Source organism: Polaromonas sp. 39-63-25 (assembly GCF_002278925.1).
Taxonomy (GTDB): domain Bacteria; phylum Pseudomonadota; class Gammaproteobacteria; order Burkholderiales; family Burkholderiaceae_C; genus Polaromonas.
On the sequence record NZ_NCJH01000007.1, the window covers coordinates 38,377 to 54,740 of the forward strand.

At 65.5% G+C, this 16,364-nt stretch carries 12 protein-coding genes; 4 read left to right on the forward strand and 8 right to left on the reverse strand.

Annotated elements, in window-relative coordinates; translation table 11 throughout:
• Positions 1–66 precede the first annotated feature (66 nt).
• From fdhF to B7X65_RS09930, 6 genes are all read right to left on the reverse strand, one after another.
• Positions 67–2,943, reverse strand: a complete 2,877-nt coding sequence (gene fdhF, locus B7X65_RS09905; RefSeq protein WP_293594144.1) for a formate dehydrogenase subunit alpha — start codon at positions 2,941–2,943, stop codon at positions 67–69.
• On the reverse strand, positions 2,940–4,823 hold the full coding sequence (locus B7X65_RS09910; protein WP_293594145.1) for an NADH-ubiquinone oxidoreductase-F iron-sulfur binding region domain-containing protein: 1,884 nt from the start codon (positions 4,821–4,823) through the stop codon (positions 2,940–2,942). Before B7X65_RS09910 ends, fdhF begins: the two co-directional genes overlap by 4 nt.
• Before the next feature lie 41 nt (positions 4,824–4,864).
• A complete protein-coding gene (locus B7X65_RS09915) occupies positions 4,865–5,836 on the reverse strand; it encodes a LysR family transcriptional regulator (RefSeq protein WP_293594146.1) in 972 nt (323 codons plus the stop codon).
• A gap of 25 nt (positions 5,837–5,861) precedes the next feature.
• Positions 5,862–6,953, reverse strand: a complete 1,092-nt coding sequence (apbC, locus tag B7X65_RS09920; protein ID WP_293594147.1) for an iron-sulfur cluster carrier protein ApbC — start codon at positions 6,951–6,953, stop codon at positions 5,862–5,864.
• Between the two features lie 148 nt (positions 6,954–7,101).
• Positions 7,102–8,124 (reverse strand): hypothetical protein, encoded by a 1,023-nt coding sequence (locus B7X65_RS09925; RefSeq protein ID WP_293594148.1) that lies wholly within the window; start codon positions 8,122–8,124, stop codon positions 7,102–7,104.
• On the reverse strand, positions 8,121–8,456 hold the full coding sequence (locus B7X65_RS09930) for a hypothetical protein (RefSeq protein WP_293594149.1): 336 nt from the start codon (positions 8,454–8,456) through the stop codon (positions 8,121–8,123). The genes B7X65_RS09925 and B7X65_RS09930 overlap by 4 nt, the downstream gene beginning before the upstream one ends.
• A gap of 260 nt (positions 8,457–8,716) precedes the next feature.
• On the opposite strand from B7X65_RS09930, the gene metG reads away from it, so the two are divergent.
• Positions 8,717–10,798 carry a methionine--tRNA ligase gene (gene metG, locus B7X65_RS09935; RefSeq protein WP_293594150.1) on the forward strand — a complete coding sequence of 694 codons (2,082 nt, stop codon included), beginning with the start codon at positions 8,717–8,719 and terminating at the stop codon, positions 10,796–10,798.
• A gap of 71 nt (positions 10,799–10,869) precedes the next feature.
• Here metG and B7X65_RS09940 read toward each other — a convergent pair whose 3' ends face one another.
• On the reverse strand, positions 10,870–12,504 hold the full coding sequence (locus B7X65_RS09940) for a 7TM diverse intracellular signaling domain-containing protein (RefSeq protein ID WP_293594151.1): 1,635 nt from the start codon (positions 12,502–12,504) through the stop codon (positions 10,870–10,872).
• A 261-nt stretch (positions 12,505–12,765) separates the two neighbouring features.
• Here B7X65_RS09940 and B7X65_RS09945 point away from each other — a divergent pair, with 261 nt between their 5' ends.
• Positions 12,766–14,436, forward strand: a complete 1,671-nt coding sequence (locus tag B7X65_RS09945) for a SulP family inorganic anion transporter (RefSeq protein WP_293594152.1) — start codon at positions 12,766–12,768, stop codon at positions 14,434–14,436.
• Positions 14,437–14,494: 58 nt separating this feature from the next.
• On the opposite strand, the gene B7X65_RS09950 is transcribed toward B7X65_RS09945, so the two are convergent.
• Positions 14,495–15,016 (reverse strand): outer membrane protein assembly factor BamE, encoded by a 522-nt coding sequence (locus B7X65_RS09950; RefSeq protein WP_293594456.1) that lies wholly within the window; start codon positions 15,014–15,016, stop codon positions 14,495–14,497.
• Positions 15,017–15,142: 126 nt separating this feature from the next.
• On the opposite strand from B7X65_RS09950, the gene B7X65_RS09955 reads away from it, so the two are divergent.
• Together B7X65_RS09955 and B7X65_RS09960 are read left to right on the forward strand one after the other, a co-directional pair.
• Positions 15,143–15,367, forward strand: coding sequence for a DUF3460 family protein (locus B7X65_RS09955; protein ID WP_293594153.1), 225 nt, complete (start codon positions 15,143–15,145; stop codon positions 15,365–15,367).
• A 163-nt stretch (positions 15,368–15,530) separates the two neighbouring features.
• Positions 15,531–16,328, forward strand: coding sequence for a ScpA family protein (locus tag B7X65_RS09960; RefSeq protein ID WP_293594457.1), 798 nt, complete (start codon positions 15,531–15,533; stop codon positions 16,326–16,328).
• Positions 16,329–16,364: the final 36 nt, after the last annotated feature.

Consider the following 16,364-nt stretch of genomic DNA (forward strand, 5'->3'; position numbering starts at 1 on the left):
CGCAGTGTACGGCTGTCTTCATGCGCATTTTCGGCACAACTCTTTTGCCACCCACGGTCTTGAAGGTTAAAGGCGTCCGGCAGCACCGGGCCCGTAACCCGCCGCTCCTGCGGGCTGGCCACCGCGGTGAATCGCCACGGCGCAGTACTTGAACTCCGGAATTTTTCCGTACGGGTCCAGCGCAGCATTGGTCATCAGGTTGGCCGCGGCTTCGTGATAGGCAAACGGAATGAACACCGCGCCCTGCGGCATGCCGTCGTCGCGCCGCACATGAAGGGCGACCGCCCCGCGCCGCGATTGCACGGTTATCACATCGCCCGGTGCCAGCCCCAGCGCCAGCAGGTCGGCACCGCACAGCGAGGCCGTGGCTAGGGGTTCGATGGCATCGAGCACGGCAGTTCGCCGCGTCATGCTGCCGGTGTGCCAGTGCTCGAGCTGACGCCCCGTGATGAGCACGAACGGGTAGTCGGCGTCGGGCCGTTCGTTGGCAGGAATGATGTCGGCCGGGACCAGATGCACACGTCCGTCGTCGGTGGCAAAGTGGTCGATGAACACGGTGGGCGCACCGGGGTCGTCTTCGCTCAGGCAGGGATAGGTCACGCTGGACTCGCGCTGCAGCCGCTCCCAGCTGATGCCCGCGATCGCGGCATGCATGGCCTGACGCATCTCCTCGTAGACTGCGGCCACGCCATCGTGCGCACCTGCGTAATTCCAGTTCAGCCCCATGCGGCTGGCGAGTTGCCGGATGATCCACAGATCGGGCCTTGCATCACCGGGCGCCTCGACCGCCTGCCTGCCCATCTGCACCATGCGGTCGGTGTTGGTGACGGTGCCGGTCTTTTCAGGCCAGGCAGTGGCCGGTAACACCACATCGGCCAGCCAGGCGGTCTCGGTCATGAAAATGTCCTGCACCACCAGATGCTGCAGGCTGGCCAGCGCATGGCGCGCGTGGTTCAGGTCGGGGTCGCTCATGGCCGGGTTTTCGCCCATGATGTACATGCCGCGCACCTTGTGCGGGTCACTCTCGGGCGCCAGCGCCTTGTGCATGATTTCAACCACGGTGTAACCGGGTTTCTCGTCGAGTTTCGTGTTCCAGAAATTCTCGAACCATTGGTGCGCGGCCGCGTTGTCCACACGCTGGTAGTTGGGAAACATCATGGGGATCAGGCCGGCGTCACTGGCGCCCTGCACGTTGTTCTGGCCGCGCAACGGGTGCAGGCCGGAGCCGGGCTTGCCGATCTGCCCGGTCACGGTGGCCAGGGCGATCAGGCAACGCGCGTTGTCAGTGCCGTGGACATGCTGGCTGATGCCCATGCCCCACAGAATCATCGCCGCTTTCGCCCCGGCAAATGCCCGGGCGACCTCGCGCAGGGTCGCGGCGGGAATTCCGCAAACCGGCGCCATGGCCTCAGGGCTGTAGCCCTTGACGTTTTCCCGCAGCGCTTCGTAATTGCTGGCGCGCCTGTCGATGAAGTCCTGGTCCACCAGGCCCTCCTCGATCACCGTGTGGATCAGTGCGTTGAGCATGGCCACATCGGTGTCGGCCTTGAACTGCAGCGTGCGCCAGGCGTACCTGCCGATATCGGTGACACGCGGATCGGCCAGCACGATTCTGGCGCCCTTCTGCGCGGCGTTCTTCATCCAGGTGGCGGCCACGGGATGGTTGGCCGAGGGGTTGGAGCCGATCACAAAAATCAGGTCCGAATGCGCAACGTCGTTGACCTGGTTGCTCACCGCCGCCGAGCCCACGCCCTCCAGCAGGGCCGCCACGCTGGAGGCATGGCACAGCCGCGTGCAGTGGTCCACGTTGTTGGAGCCAAAGCCGGTGCGCACCAGCTTCTGGAACAGGTAAGCCTCTTCGTTGCTGCCCTTGGCAGAGCCAAAACCGGCCAGCGACTTGCTGCCATAACCATCGCGCAGGCCCCTGAACCCGCCGGCCGCCAGGCTCAGCGCCTCTTCCCAGCTCGCTTCGCGAAACACCTCCGACCAGTCCGCCGTGTGGCGGTTCAGATGCTGCAGGGCGGCCGGGTCCTTGGGGACACCGGTTTTGCGGATCAGGGGTTTGGTCAGGCGCTGGGGGCTGTGCGCATAGTCGAAACCAAAACGCCCCTTGACGCACAGCCGCGACTGGTTGGCCGGACCGTCGCGACCATCAACGCTGACAATTTTGTTGTCTTTCACCTTGTAGGTCACCAGGCAGCCGACGCCGCAGAAGGGGCAGACCGAATCAACTTTTTTATCGACGGCCTGGGACCCCACCAGGGTCTTGGGCATCAGGGCGCCGGTCGGGCAGGCCTGCACACATTCGCCGCAGGCCACGCAGCTGCTGTCGCCCATGGGGTCGCCCAGGTCAAAGGCGATTTCGCTCTGCGCGCCGCGCCGCGCATAAGCGATCACGTCATTTACCTGCTCCTCACGGCAGGCGGTCACGCAACGCTTGCACTGGATGCAGGCGTCCAGGTTCACGGCCATGGCCGGGTGCGACACATCGGCGGCGGGCTGGACGCGGCGCAACGCCTTGAGTGCGGGGCGCACCGTCACGTCCAGGCGATCGGCCCAGTCGCTCAGCTCGCCGTGTTGCAGCGATTCATCGGTCTCATCCCATTTGTAGCCGGTGTCGGGCATGTCGGAGAGCAGCATCTCCAGCACCAGCTTTTGGCTTTTGCGTGCACGCTCGCTGCCCGCCTGCACCTGCATGCCGGCGCTGACCTGGCGGCAGCAACTGGGCGCCAGGGTGCGTTCGCCCTCGATCTCGACCACACAGGCACGGCAGTTGCCGTCGGCCCGATGACCTTCGCGGTAGCAAAGGTGCGGAATGTCCACGCCGAGACGCTGCGCGGCCTGAAAAATGGTGTCGCCCTGCTGCGCCTGCACGGTTTTTCCGTCCAGCGTGAAGCTGATGGGCTGCGCCGGAACTTCGGCCAGGCGGGCGGTCGCGTTCATGAAGCCTCCCTGCCGGCGGCACGCTCGGTTCCGACCGCGGCACCCGGCCGCGGTAGGTCGCCCGGCCAGGGGGCTTCGCCGACTTCGTGCGCAAAATACTTGTGAATGCTGCGAATCGGGTTGGGCGCGGCCTGGCCCAGCCCGCAGATCGAGGCATCACCCATGACCTGGGCCAGGTCGTCCAGGGTCTGCGCGTCCCAGCGCGGCGCCTGCATCAGGGCCGCGGCCTTGACGGTGCCGACCCGGCAGGGCGTGCACTGGCCGCAGCTTTCCTCGGCGAAAAAACGCATCACATTGAGCGCGGCGTCGCGCGCCCGGTCGTGGTGCCCCAGCACGATGACCGCGGCGGAGCCGATGAAACATCCGTAAGGCTGCAAGGTGTCGAAGTCCAGTGGGAGCCCATTGAGACTGGCCGGCAGGATGCCGCCCGAGGCGCCGCCTGGCAGATAGGCATACAGCTGGTGGCCGTCGGCCATGCCGCCACAGTATTCGTCGATCAGTTCCTGCACCGTGATGCCCGCCGGCGCCAGCTTGACGCCCGGGTTCTTCACGCGCCCGCTGACACTGAAAGAGCGCAGGCCCTTGCGGCCGCGGCGGCCGAAGCCGCTGAACCACTGCGGGCCTTTTTCCACAATGTCGCGCACCCAGTACAGGGTTTCGAAGTTGTGCTCCAGCGTGGGCCGGCCGAACAGCCCGACCTCGGCGATGTAGGGCGGGCGCAGGCGCGGCTCGCCGCGTTTGCCTTCGATGCTTTCGATCATGGCCGACTCTTCACCGCAGATATAGGCGCCCGCACCGCGCCGCAGCTCGATCAGGGGCAGCGGACACGGCGGATCGGCCAGCAGTTTGGCCAGCTCGGCCTGCAGCATGGTGCGGCAATCGTGGTACTCGTCGCGCAAATAGATGTAGCAGGACGCTATGCCCACCACCTGCGCCGCGATCAGCACGCCTTCCAGAAAACGGTGCGGATCACGCTCCAGCCAGGTGCGGTCCTTGAACGTGCCGGGCTCGCCCTCGTCGATGTTGACCGCCATCATGCGCGGGCCGGGCTGGCCCTGCACGATGCGCCACTTGCGCCCCGCCGGGAACCCCGCGCCACCCAGGCCGCGCAAGCCGGAATTTTCCATGGCGGCCAGCACCGCCCCGGCATCTTCTTCCCCGTTGACCAGCGCCGCCGCGAGCGCGTACCCCCCGTGGGAGCGGTAGGTGGCGTAGTCCGTGAAGGCCGGCAGCACCTCGTCGGCCGAGCCGGGGACACTTTTTTCAGCATGCTCGGACGCTACAAAATTAATAGCTTCTTGCGCTTTCCCCTTCTGGGCTGGGGGCTGATTTGCCATCAAGACCACAGCCTCGGCCGTGGCCAGCGGAAGCGCCTGCTGGTGCACCAACACGGCCGGCGCCTGTTCACATCGGCCCAGGCAGGGCGCGGCAATCACACGCACCTCCTGCCCCAGCAGCGCGGGCAGGCGCGCCAGCAGGTCCTGTGCACCGGCCAGCTCGCAGGCCAGCCCATCGCACACGCGAACCGTGAGCCCGGGCGCCTGGCCGTCACCCTTGACGATCTCGAAGTGGTGATAAAAGCTCGCCACCTCGTACACCTCGGCCATGGGAATGTTCATCTCCCGGGCCAGCGCCACCAGGTGCCGCTCATGCAGGCAGCGCCAGGCGTCGTTGAGTTGGTGCAGGTGTTCGATCAGCAGGTCACGCCGGTGGCCGCCTTCGGGCCGCCCGCCTATGAGCGCGCGAACCTCGGCCAGAGAAACCTCGTCGGCCTGGCGGCCCTTGAGTTTGCTTTTGCGGCGGATGCGCTCGCGCATGTCGTCCAGCGTGGCCAGGGCCACGGCGGGAACAGGAACAGGAAGGACCGGGGAAACGTTCATGACGCACTGTCGCTCCTGGGCCCGCCGGCGTCAAATTGAATTCATGTATGCGCTGATTCAGGATCTGAATGCAGCGTCCCGCTGTGCTGCGCCGCGTGACGCAGCCACTCCCCCTCTTGGGCCAGCACCAGCGCGGCCTGCAGCGCCCGCGAGGGGCTGGCCTTGGCCAGCGTGAAAAAGCCGACGGGTGTCGTGAGTTCGGGCTGGACCAGCGGCAGGGCTTCGAGTTCGGCATAACTGCGGACCGCGCCCACCAGCGCACCCGGCAACACGCTGCAGACCTCGCCGGCGACCACGCTGAGGGCCAGTGCCAGGATGGAGTTGGTTTCCATGACCGGCCTGACCGCCAGCCCCAGGCCGGCAAAAGCGCTGTCCACGATGCTGCGGTTGTGCATCTCGGGCGTCAGCAGGCACAGCGGCAACTGCGCCGCTTCGCGCCAGCCCATGGCCGGGCCCACACGCAGCCCGCTGCCTGGCCGGCCGGGCGTCGCCGCTCGGCGCACCAGGAAGTAGTGTTCGGTGTACTGCGGCAACAGCTCGAAACGGCTGGCGCGCTGGTTCAGGCGTTCGACAAATCCCAGGCCCAGGTCCAGCGACAGGTTCTCCAGGCCGAGTTCAATTTCCTGAGAGCTCAGCGACCGCACCACGGGCGCGATGCCCGGGTAACGCTGCCGGAGCCGGGCCGCAAAACGCGTTGCCACCGGCACGGCCGTCGGTACCACGCCCAGCTGCAGCGCACCCTGCGGCTGACTGGCACTGCTGCGCAGCTCTTGCTGCAGCAGTTCGTGTTCGTGCAGCATGCGTTGCGCCGTGGCCAGTACGCGTTCGCCTTCCGGCGTGAGGCCGGCGTAGGTGCGGCCGCGCTTGACGATGGCGATGCCAAACTCTTTTTCCAGCGCACGCAGGGCGTTCGACAGCGCCGGCTGGGTGATGCCGCAGGACTGGGCGGCCCGCGCGTAATGCCGGTGCTCGCTGAGGGCCACCAGATAACGCAGCGAAGCGAGCATGTTCATGGTTGGCCCCCGACGCCCGGGAAGATCAGGTGTTTTTCGAGATCGTGATGGTCGGGAACTTGGCGGAAAAATCCTTGGCCTTGGCGGCAATCGTGATGGCCACCTGGCGCGCCACGGCCTTGTAGATGCCGGCGACTTCGCCGTCCGGGTCGGCCACCACGGTGGGCCGGCCATTGTCGGCCTGCAGCCGGATCTGCATGTCCAGCGGCAGCGCGCCAAGGTAACTCATGCCGTAGTCGGCCGCCATCTTCTTGCCACCGTCTTCGCCAAAGATGTGCTCGGTGTGGCCGCACTTGCTGCACACGTGGACCGCCATGTTTTCGACGATGCCCAGAATCGGCACGCCGACCTTCTCGAACATCTTGATGCCTTTTTTGGCGTCGAGCAAAGCGATGTCCTGCGGCGTGGTGACGATCACCGCACCGGTCATGGGCACGCGCTGGGACAAGGTGAGCTGGATGTCGCCGGTGCCGGGCGGCATGTCGACGATCAGGTAGTCCAGGTCTTTCCAGTTGGTCTGGCGCAGCAGCTGCTCCAGCGCCTGCGTCGCCATCGGGCCGCGCCAGATCATGGCTTCGTCCTGCGCGACCAGAAAACCAATCGACATGACCTGGATGCCGTAGTTTTCCATCGGCTCCATGTTCTTGCCGTCCACGCTTTCGGGCCGGCCCTCGATGCCCATCATCATGGGCTGGCTGGGACCGTAGATGTCGGCATCGAGCAGGCCGACTTGTGCGCCTTCTGCGGCCAGGGCCAGCGCGAGGTTGACGGCGGTGGTGCTTTTGCCCACGCCGCCCTTGCCGGAGGCCACGGCCACGATGTTTTTGACATTGGGCAGCAGTTGCACGCCGCGCTGCACGCTGTGGCTGGCGATCTTGAAGCTGACGTTAACCGACACGTTGGTGACTCCCGCCACACCCTTGGCGGCGGCAATCAGCAGCTTGCGGATGCCGGCGAGCTGGCTTTTGGCCGGATAACCGAGTTCCACATCAAAGGCCACGTCGCCACCGGCGATCTGCAGGTTTTTAAGCGCCTTGGTGCTGACAAAGTCCTTGCCGGTGTTGGGGTCAAGCACGCCTTGCAGGGCGTTCAAAATTGCCTGTTGTTCTACAGCCATCTGGGGAATCTCCGATTGAATCTGGGGTGGCAAGCCGGCCGCACCGGGGGCGCGCCGCGCGGCAGCGGGTTGGGCTGAAGTCTAAGCCAATGCCCGGGCCGGCGCAGGCAGACCGGCGATGACCTGAAAAACCGGCCACGACCGCGACTCAAGGTGAGTTGCCAGCCTGATCCGTCGATGCAGCCGGGGAGGACTGGCCCCAGCGGGTCGCACCAAAAGCCTCCAGGAAGTCGTCCAGATCCTGCGCCGGCAGGCGGTTGATGCCTGCCGCACCGGCCCGGCCGGCACCGCCGAAACGGTGGCAAAGCTCTCTCGCGCCACCCGCGGCGGACAGCGGCGCACGCACGCTGACAACATAGGCATCGCCGCGCACCGCCTTGAGCACGGCATGTGCCTGCTCCGGCTCGGCGCGGGCGAGTTCATTGGCCAGGCAACCGATCACGCGCCGGCTCCAGCCGGCATCCGGCAGCAGCGTCGCACTGGCACGGTCGTTCTGCCAGTACGGCGGCAGGTCCGCCGCCCGGCGCAGGTCCTCGCGGCGCAAGGCATCGAGCTGCTGCGCCAGCGACTCGCGCTGCAGCAGCTCAAGCGGATCGCGGTAACGCAGCAGCGTCTCGTACAGGCGCGCCGGCGCCATGAAAACATCGCTTTCCTCTTCACCGTAAGCGTTGTAATTGATGGCCTCGCCGAGCATGCGCAGGCGGTCACGGTCCTGGTTTGTCATGCCCGTCTGCACTGCGAGCGTGTCGGCCACGCCGGTCAGGTTGTCGCCGTAGGCCCCCACCAGGGCCCAGGACCGGTGGGCGCCGCCGAGGTAGCGGTCCATCAGCAGACTGGTGCAGGTCTGGCTGTCGAGGTCAATGTGGGTTTCCAGATTCGGATGGTCCGGCACATCGGGCGGCGCGTGGTGATCGAAGTAGCGCACCCGTGCGCCCGCGGCGAGCAGGCGCAGCAGGGCCACCCGGTTGCGCTGCAGCGACACGTCGCACACCAGCACCTCGTCGCCCGGCCCGGCCTGCACCCGCTCCAGCAGCGCAATATCTCGCTTGAGCCCCGTGACCAGCACAGCCGATGCCGGCTTCTCCAGCCGCCATTGCAGCACGGCGCACAGGCCGTCGGCGTCGCCGTTGCAGACGTCGATGTGCCGCCCTGCGGCCGGCGCCGCGGTCATTGCCCTTCCGGGTGGGGCGGCGACGGACCTTCTGCGGGCTCGCCGGTCTCGGGATCCAGCCATTCGCCGATGCCGATCTCGCGTTCAGCCTCCTGCAGGCTGAGGGTCGGCTCCTGCTCGCCGCCGTCGGCGGCATCCATGTCCTGTTGCGCCAGTTCCAGCGTTTCGAACGGGCCGAACTCCTGTTTGCCGTCCTGCGCCAGCCAGTGGTAGCCGTCCGGCCTGGCCACGATCCGGCCCGGTTCCTCAGCGGGGTCGGTGGATTCGGACGGCTCCTCGGGCACTTCCTTGCCGTGCCGGGCGTCTGCCGGGATAGTTGTCTTGCGTGTCATTCGTACTCCTTCCGTGGCGGCAGTAGTTCACCTGCCCCACACATGCTAGCGACCTGATCCGTTTTTTTTTGCAGTGTCTCCCCCATGCCGCCAACCCAACCGTGATGTGGATCAAGTTCCGCGCAGATGGCGCAATCAGCCACAAGAGCGCAGTACCGGCGAAAGCGGGCCCCCGTGGGCCCTGCGGGCGCCGCAAGGCCGTCCGACTTAAAATCACCGGTTAGCCTCAGCCAGCTCAAGCAGCTCACCAAAGCACCACCATGTCCCAGCGCCGCCTTTTCGTCACCACCGCCCTGCCCTACGCCAATGGCAATTTCCACATCGGCCACATCATGGAGTACATCCAGGCCGACATCTGGGTGCGCTTCCAGAGGATGCAGGGCCATGCGGTGAATTTTGTCGGCGCCGACGACGCTCATGGCGCGCCCATCATGATTGCAGCTGAAAAGGCCGGCAAGACGCCGCAGCAGTTCGTGGCCGACATCGCCGCGGGACGCAAACCCTACCTGGACGGCTTTCACATCAGCTTCGACAACTGGCATTCAACCGACGCGCCGGAAAACCACCAGCTGGCCCAGCAGATCTACCGGGACCTCAAGAAGGCCGGCCTGATTTCGACCAAAACCATCGAGCAGTTCTTCGATGTCGAAAAAAACATGTTCCTGCCCGACCGCTTCATCAAGGGCCAGTGCCCCAAGTGCGGCGCGAAGGACCAGTACGGCGACAACTGCGAGGTCTGTGGCGCGGTGTATGCACCGACCGACCTGATCAACCCCTACTCGGCCCTGTCGGGCGCCACGCCGGTGCTCAAAAGCTCCGAGCACTTTTTCTTCCGGCTGTCCGACCCGCGCTGCGTCGAGTTCCTCGAGCAGTGGACGCAGGACGGCAAGCTGCAGCCCGAAGTGGCCAACAAGGTCAAAGAGTGGTTCTCGGTGCGTGACAATGCCGACGGCACCCAGAGCGAAGGCCTGGGCGACTGGGACATCTCGCGGGACGCGCCCTACTTCGGCATCGAGATCCCCGACGCACCGGGCAAGTATTTCTATGTCTGGCTGGATGCGCCCGTCGGCTACCTCGCGTCGCTGAAAAACCTGCTGGGCAAGCGCGGCGAGGACTACGAGGCCTACATGGCCGACCCGGCGCTGGAGCAGTACCACTTCATCGGCAAGGACATCGTCACCTTCCACACCCTGTTCTGGCCGGCCATGCTGCATTTCAGCGGCCGCAAGACGCCGGACAACGTGTTTGTGCATGGCTTCCTGACCGTCAACAACGGCGAGAAGATGAGCAAGAGCCGCGGCACAGGGCTGGACCCGCTCAAGTACCTGAGCCTGGGCATGAACCCCGAGTGGCTGCGTTATTACCTGGCCGCCAAGCTCAATGCCAGGAACGAGGACATCGACTTCAACGCCGACGACTTCATGGCGCGGGTCAACAGCGACCTGGTCGGCAAATACGTCAATATCGCCAGCCGCGCGGCCGGATTCATTGCCAAGCGCTTCGCCGGCCGGCTGGGGGAAATCTCCGCCGACGGCGACGCGCTGCTGTCCGTGCTGCGCGCCCAGAGCGACACCATCACGCAGCTGTATGAATTCCGCGAATTCGCCAAGGCCCTGCGTGAAGTCATGCTGCTGGCCGACCGCGTCAACGCCTATGTGGACCAGAACAAGCCCTGGGAACTGGCCAAGCAGGCCGGCATGGACGGACGGCTGCATGATGTGTGCACGGTCTGCATCGAGGCGTTTCGCCTCTTGAGCATTTACCTCAAGCCGGTGTTGCCGGCCCTGGGCGCGGAGGTGGAAAACTTCCTGAAGACCGGGCCACTGGGCTTCGCCGATGCCGCTGCCGGCCTGGGCAACGGCCACATCATCGGTGACTACAAACACCTGCTACAGCGTGTCGACATCAAACAGCTCGAGGCCTTGTTTGAGCCGCCAGTCCAGGAAACACCTGCGCCATCAGCTATCGAATCAATAGTACCTGGCGGCGAGGAGATTGCACCCGTCATCACCATCGACGACTTCAGCAAAATCGATCTGCGCATCGCAAAAATCGTCAACTGCGAAGCCGTCGAAGGCTCGACCAAGCTGCTGCGGCTGACGCTGGACGTGGGCGAAGCAAGCCTGCGCAACGTCTTCAGCGGCATCGCTTCAAGCTACCAACCGCAAGACCTGATCGGCAAGCACACGGTGATGGTGGCCAACCTGGCGCCGCGCAAGATGAAGTTCGGCATCAGCGAGGGCATGGTGCTGGCCGCCAGCCATGCCAATGAAAAAGCCGAGCCGGGCATCTTTGTGCTCGAGCCGCTGCCCGGCGCGCAGCCCGGCATGCGCGTCAGGTAAAGAGGCGCTGAATGAGTCCTTGCGGATGAGCTGATCGCGCCGCAGGGGACTTGTTCGGCGCTTCCTTCAACTCAGGCGACAAATCGCAGGGCCTTGCCCGGGCGGGCTGCCATCTCGGTGACCGCAGCATCGAGCGCCTGCAGCAGCAGTGCCACCCCCGCCGCCTGAAACGGCGCCGCAGCAATGGCAACCTTGAGCTGCAGCACCGCACCCGGTGGCAGCCGTTCGCTGGGCGCCAGTCCCCGCGCAATCAGGCGCTGCCCCATTTCCGAGATCTGGTCGCGCGTGACACGGCCTTTGAGGATCAGCACAAAATCGCCGTCACGGTGGCGCGCCACGGTGTCACCCTCGCGGGCCACCTGGGTGATGCAGGCGCCCGCATGGACCAGCGCCATCTGCGCCACCTGCAGGCCGTACTCGTCGCGGATTGCCTGGAGGTTGCCAATGCGCACGCGCAGCGCCGCACCCGACGCGGGCTCGCGCAGCTGGTGAACCAGCAGCTGGTGCAGACGTTCAAGCATCACCCGATGGTTGACCGCACCGGTCAGCGGGTCGATCCGGGCCATGGCGCCGATGCGGGCCCGGTTGTCGCGCCGTTCCCGGGTGCGCACGTACAAGGCAATCAGCAGCAGGGGGATCTCCAGCGCCACGCCCAGCTGCGCGCCATATTGCGTCATGAAAGACACGGGCACCAGTTGCATGTTGCGCAGGACCGGGAACACGGCGCCGGCCAGCACCGCCAGCACGCCGGCCAGCACCCACAGGCCGACCCGCGGAATACGCCAGGCGTACCACAGCGCCACACCGAGATAAATCACGAAACTGGCCAGGTAGTAGGGGCCGGAGATCGCAAAAAACGGGTTGCGTCCGACAAACAGGAAACCCAGCGCCAGCATGGCACCCACGCCTGCCATGGTCAGCATCAGGCGGGTGACCCAGAGGGCGCCGCGCCCGACCACCAGAGCCCGCATGAAGAGATGGCCCAACGCCGCGCCCGTCACGGGCAGCACATTGGACGCCACGTCATTCCACCAGGGGTTGTCCGGCCAGAAATACTCGCCGGCCAGGCCCGTGAGCGAGAGCTGGCCCAAGGCGATCACCGCCACATAGGCTGCGTAATAAAAATGAATGGAGTCGCGCCAGAAATAGGCGTTGACGGCGCAGATCACCAGCACCAGTGCCACCAGCCCGGCATAGGCGCCCAGCAGGAAATGCCAGCGCTTGCTGGACGCCTGGAAATCGCGCGCAGACCACACCGTCCAGCGCACGCTGATGGGGTGGCTGTGCTGTACCCGCAGGTAGCTGGGCCGGGCTTCCCCCGGCTGCTGCACCAGCTCGAACGCCGGATGCAGGTAAGGCAAGGGCCACTGCGACACCGGGATCGAATCGCCCGACCGCAGGGCATGCCAGCTACCGTCGGCTGCGGGCCGGTACAGATCCACGCGGTTCATGCCGGGGTGCGGCAGCGCCAGCACCAGCGGGGTCGGCTCACTGACGGCGGGCAGTGCCAGCTGGTACCACAGGGCAGCGGTGCCGCCCGACGGCATGATGCGGTCTGCGCGGGCCGGTGTGGCCTCGCCGCCCGCAAAACGCTGCTGAACCTGCGCCAGCGTCTGCTGACCCGCTGTATCCACCAGGACCAGCGCGTCGCCTTGCCGGCCCAGCCATCCGGACGCCGGGGCCGACCCGCTCTGCGCCAGTGTCAACGAACTGGCCGACAGCCAACATGCCGCCAGTACAAAGGCAACAAAGGCGAACAGTGCCCGGCCGGGACGGCCCGTGGCCCGACATGACAAACACCAACGGCGGAGGCAAAGTGGCATGGAGCGTGCGTGAGCGGCTTAAGATGAGCAACCGCAGGTATTTGAAATAAGAAAAGACGTGTCCCACTTTAGCAAGGGACTCCCGGTCTGACCATCCCACAGTTGGAGGATGACCCGGCCGATGTGTCATTCTGGAGTCTTCTCATGAACTTGCCCGCCTACCTCGCGCCGTTTCGCCCCCGCATCCTGTCGGCGCTGCGCGGCTACACGCGCGAGCGTTTCAGCAAGGACCTGGGTGCGGGCATGACCGTCGGCATTGTGGCCCTGCCGCTGGCCATGGCCTTTGCGATTGCATCGGGGCTGTCGCCGCAGGCCGGCATCTGGACCGCCATCATTGCCGGCGGGCTGATCGCCCTGCTGGGCGGCTCGGCCGTGCAGATTGGCGGGCCGGCGGGTGCCTTCATCGTGATCGTCTACGGCATCGTCGAGCAATACGGCCTGCCCAACCTCCTGATTGCCACCGCCTGCGCCGGCGTGCTGCTGTTCCTGCTCGGGTTTCTCAAGATGGGCACCCTGGTGCGCTACGTTCCGGTCAGCATTGTGGTCGGTTTTACCAACGGCATTGCCGTGCTGATTGCGCTGTCGCAGCTCAAGGATCTGCTGGGCTTGCAGATTGCCAAAATGCCGGCCGACTTTTTCTCGCAGATCAAGGCCCTGGCCACAAACATCGACTCCTTCAACGCCAGTGCCCTGGGTCTGGGTGTGGCCTGCTTTCTGGGCCTGGTGCTCTGGCCCAAACTGTTTGTCCCCCGCCCCGGCGCTGGCAATGGCCTCGCCGCGCGCCTGATCAAGCGGGTACAGGTGGTCGAGGGCCTGCAACTGGTAGGTGCCACCCGGGTGGTGTCCCGCGTGCCGGGACCGGTGGTGGCGCTGATCACGCTGACGGCCTTTGCCTGGCTGCTGGGTCTGCCGGTGGAAACCATAGGCTCGCGTTTTGGCGGTATCCCACGCTCGCTGCCGGCCTTTGCACTTCCCGATTTTTCCTGGGATACAGTGCGGCTGCTGCTGCCGCCCACGCTGACCATCGCCGTGCTGGGCGCGGTGGAGTCGCTGCTGTGCGCACGTGTCGCCGACCAGATGTCCGGCCTGCCCAAACATGACCCCAACCAGGAACTGATGGCCCAGGGCGTGGCCAATTTTGTCGTGCCCTTTTTCGGCGGCATGCCGGCCACCGGCACGATCGCCCGCACCGTGACCAACCTGCGCGCGGGCGCGACCTCCCCGGTCGCCGGCCTGGTGCATTCACTCATGTTGGTGGGGGTGGTGCTGATCGCCGCGCCGCTGGCCGTGCATGTGCCGCTGGCCGTGCTGGCGGGCCTGTTGCTGCATGTGGCCTGGAACATGGGCGAGTGGCGCGAGTTTGCGCACCTGCACCAGTACAGCAACCACTACCGGCTGCTGATGCTGGGCACTTTCTTCCTGACCGTGGTGTTTGACCTCACGGTCGCGCTGCAGGTCGGTATGCTGCTGGCCTGCGTGCTGTTTGTGCAGCGCATGAGCAGTCTGTTCCAGGTGGTGGAGACCGGACGCACCGACGACAGCATCCACTTCCAGCTCTATGGTTCGCTGTTTTTCGGCGCGGTCGCCAAGATCGACCCGGTGCTGTCGGTGGTTGAAAGCGCACCGCAGGGCCTGCTGGTGCGCCTGGATGCCCAGTCGCTGCAGTCGCTCGACGCCTCCGGGCTGGATGTGCTGGGTCAGCTGCACAAGGCCATTGTGCTGCGCGGCGGCCGGCTGGTGATCTCCGGCCTGAACGCCCAGCCGCGCGCGGTCATGGCACGTGCGGGTTTTCTGGCGAAGGTGGAAGAACTATGAAAATGATAGCTGTCCACGCATATCCCATAATGGCCGCAGCCCTTTTTGACACCTGATTTCAGCGGCTGGGGCCGCTGGGGCCCGTCACCTCGGCATCGACCGAGGCGGTGCGCACGACGCGCAGATCCCGGTCGAACACCACGGTGAAAATTCTCGGCGTGCCTGGCGGCGACAGGTAACGCCAGTCGTAGTGGGTTTCCTGCTGCAGGGCATACGGCGTGACCCGCATCGGTTTGCCCAGCATCTTTCGCACCTGCTCCATCGGCATGCCAGGCAGGACCAGCGCGAAATTCTGCGGTGTCAGGACCTGGCGCAAGGCGCTCATCCTGCCGTCCGGACCGATGGTGATCATGTAGTTGACCTGGCCTTCGGGCTGGCGGTTGTATTCCAGCGTGCGCGCACCGGGCTGGGCGGCCACGCCGGGAAAGGGGTTGCCGGCCAGGTCGGCGGCTTCCCAGATTTTTTCGGGCTCACCGAAGCGGGCGCGCACATCGGCTTCGGTCGCCACACCTTCCTCGAGTTCGGCGATGCGCTGCGGGTCGCAACCCACCATCCCCAGCAATACCGACAGCAGTCCCATGAGAGCCCAGGTCCTTGTGTGCACCCGGCCCGCCGCTGCGCGGTCTGCCCGGAAAACGAAAAAAGGCAGGCGCATGGTGGTCCCCGGTAAAATCAGCCAATTCAACACTTCAGGCAGTTTAGCCCCATGTCCATCTTCGCCCGCCCCCACTACAGCTCGGAAGCGACCCAGTTCATTGAGGAACTCAAGGCGAAAAAACCCACGCTGGAGGCCGAGCAACGCGCGGGACGCGCGATCTGGTGGGACAAGAAGCTGGACCGTTCCGAGCAGGCCGACTACCAGGACGCACGCGTGCCGCAGCAGCCCTATGTGTATGGCACCAGCGGCCACCCGAACAGCGAACCGGCCTGAGATCAACAATAAAAAAGGCCTCCAGCCCTTGCTGGATATGCGCCAGCAGCTATTGTTTTCATAGTTACTGACGCCACGGCCCCACCCCATGTCCACGATCACCGAACTGCCGCCCACACCTTCCGAGCCGGGATCGCCCCCCGACGCGCTGGCGCTGGCCGGCATGCCCGCGGTGATCGACCAGGTCGCACTGGCCCGCCTGTACGGCGAGCCGCTGTTCGCGATGCCGCAGGACCTGTACATCCCGCCGGACGCGCTGCAGGTGTTTCTGGAAGCCTTCGAGGGCCCGCTGGACCTGTTGCTGTACCTGATCCGCAAGCAGAACTTCAACATCCTCGACATCCCGATGGCGGCGGTGACGCGCCAGTACCTGGTGTATGTCGACGAAATCCGCGCCACCAACCTGGAACTGGCCGCCGAGTACCTGCTGATGGCCGCGATGCTGATCGAGATCAAGTCGCGCATGCTGCTGCCGCCGAAAAAGGTCGCCGACGGCCAGGAGCCGGAAGACCCGCGCGCCGAACTGGTGCGCCGCCTGCTGGAATACGAGCAGATCAAGCTGGCGGCCCACAAACTCAACGACATCCCGCAATTCGGCCGCGACTTCCTGCGCGCCCAGGTCTATGTGGAACAGGCGCTGCAGCCGCGTTTCCCCGATGTCAGCGTGGTCGACCTGCAGGAAGCCTGGCGCGACATCGTCAAACGCGCCAGGCTGGTCCAGCACCACGTGATCTCCCGCGAGGAACTCTCGGTGCGCGAACACATGAGCATCGTGCTGCGCAAGCTGCAGGGCCAGAAGTTCGTCGAGTTCGAGCACCTGTTTGAAACGGCCCGCGGCATGCCGGTGCTGGTGGTCACCTTCATCGCCCTGCTCGAACTCTCCAAGGAAGGCCTGATCGACGTGACCCAGGCCGAGGCCTACGCACCGATCTACGTGCGCCTGGCCTACACGCCGGCCTGAACGGCAGGTATTGCCGGCGGTGCAGGCAGAAAAGGC

What these genes read in the sequence shown, in the direction of transcription:
- fdhF (WP_293594144.1), bottom strand. Translation starts at nt 2,943, where the DNA reads ATGAACGCGACCGCCCGCCTGGCCGAAGTTCCGGCGCAGCCCATCAGC.
- B7X65_RS09910 (WP_293594145.1), bottom strand. Translation starts at nt 4,823, where the DNA reads ATGAACGTTTCCCCGGTCCTTCCTGTTCCTGTTCCCGCCGTGGCCCTG.
- B7X65_RS09915 (WP_293594146.1), bottom strand. Translation starts at nt 5,836, where the DNA reads ATGAACATGCTCGCTTCGCTGCGTTATCTGGTGGCCCTCAGCGAGCAC.
- apbC (WP_293594147.1), bottom strand. Translation starts at nt 6,953, where the DNA reads ATGGCTGTAGAACAACAGGCAATTTTGAACGCCCTGCAAGGCGTGCTT.
- B7X65_RS09925 (WP_293594148.1), bottom strand. Translation starts at nt 8,124, where the DNA reads ATGACCGCGGCGCCGGCCGCAGGGCGGCACATCGACGTCTGCAACGGC.
- B7X65_RS09930 (WP_293594149.1), bottom strand. Translation starts at nt 8,456, where the DNA reads ATGACACGCAAGACAACTATCCCGGCAGACGCCCGGCACGGCAAGGAA.
- metG (WP_293594150.1), top strand. Translation starts at nt 8,717, where the DNA reads ATGTCCCAGCGCCGCCTTTTCGTCACCACCGCCCTGCCCTACGCCAAT.
- B7X65_RS09945 (WP_293594152.1), top strand. Translation starts at nt 12,766, where the DNA reads ATGAACTTGCCCGCCTACCTCGCGCCGTTTCGCCCCCGCATCCTGTCG.
- B7X65_RS09950 (WP_293594456.1), bottom strand. Translation starts at nt 15,016, where the DNA reads ATGGGACTGCTGTCGGTATTGCTGGGGATGGTGGGTTGCGACCCGCAG.
- B7X65_RS09955 (WP_293594153.1), top strand. Translation starts at nt 15,143, where the DNA reads ATGTCCATCTTCGCCCGCCCCCACTACAGCTCGGAAGCGACCCAGTTC.
- B7X65_RS09960 (WP_293594457.1), top strand. Translation starts at nt 15,531, where the DNA reads ATGCCCGCGGTGATCGACCAGGTCGCACTGGCCCGCCTGTACGGCGAG.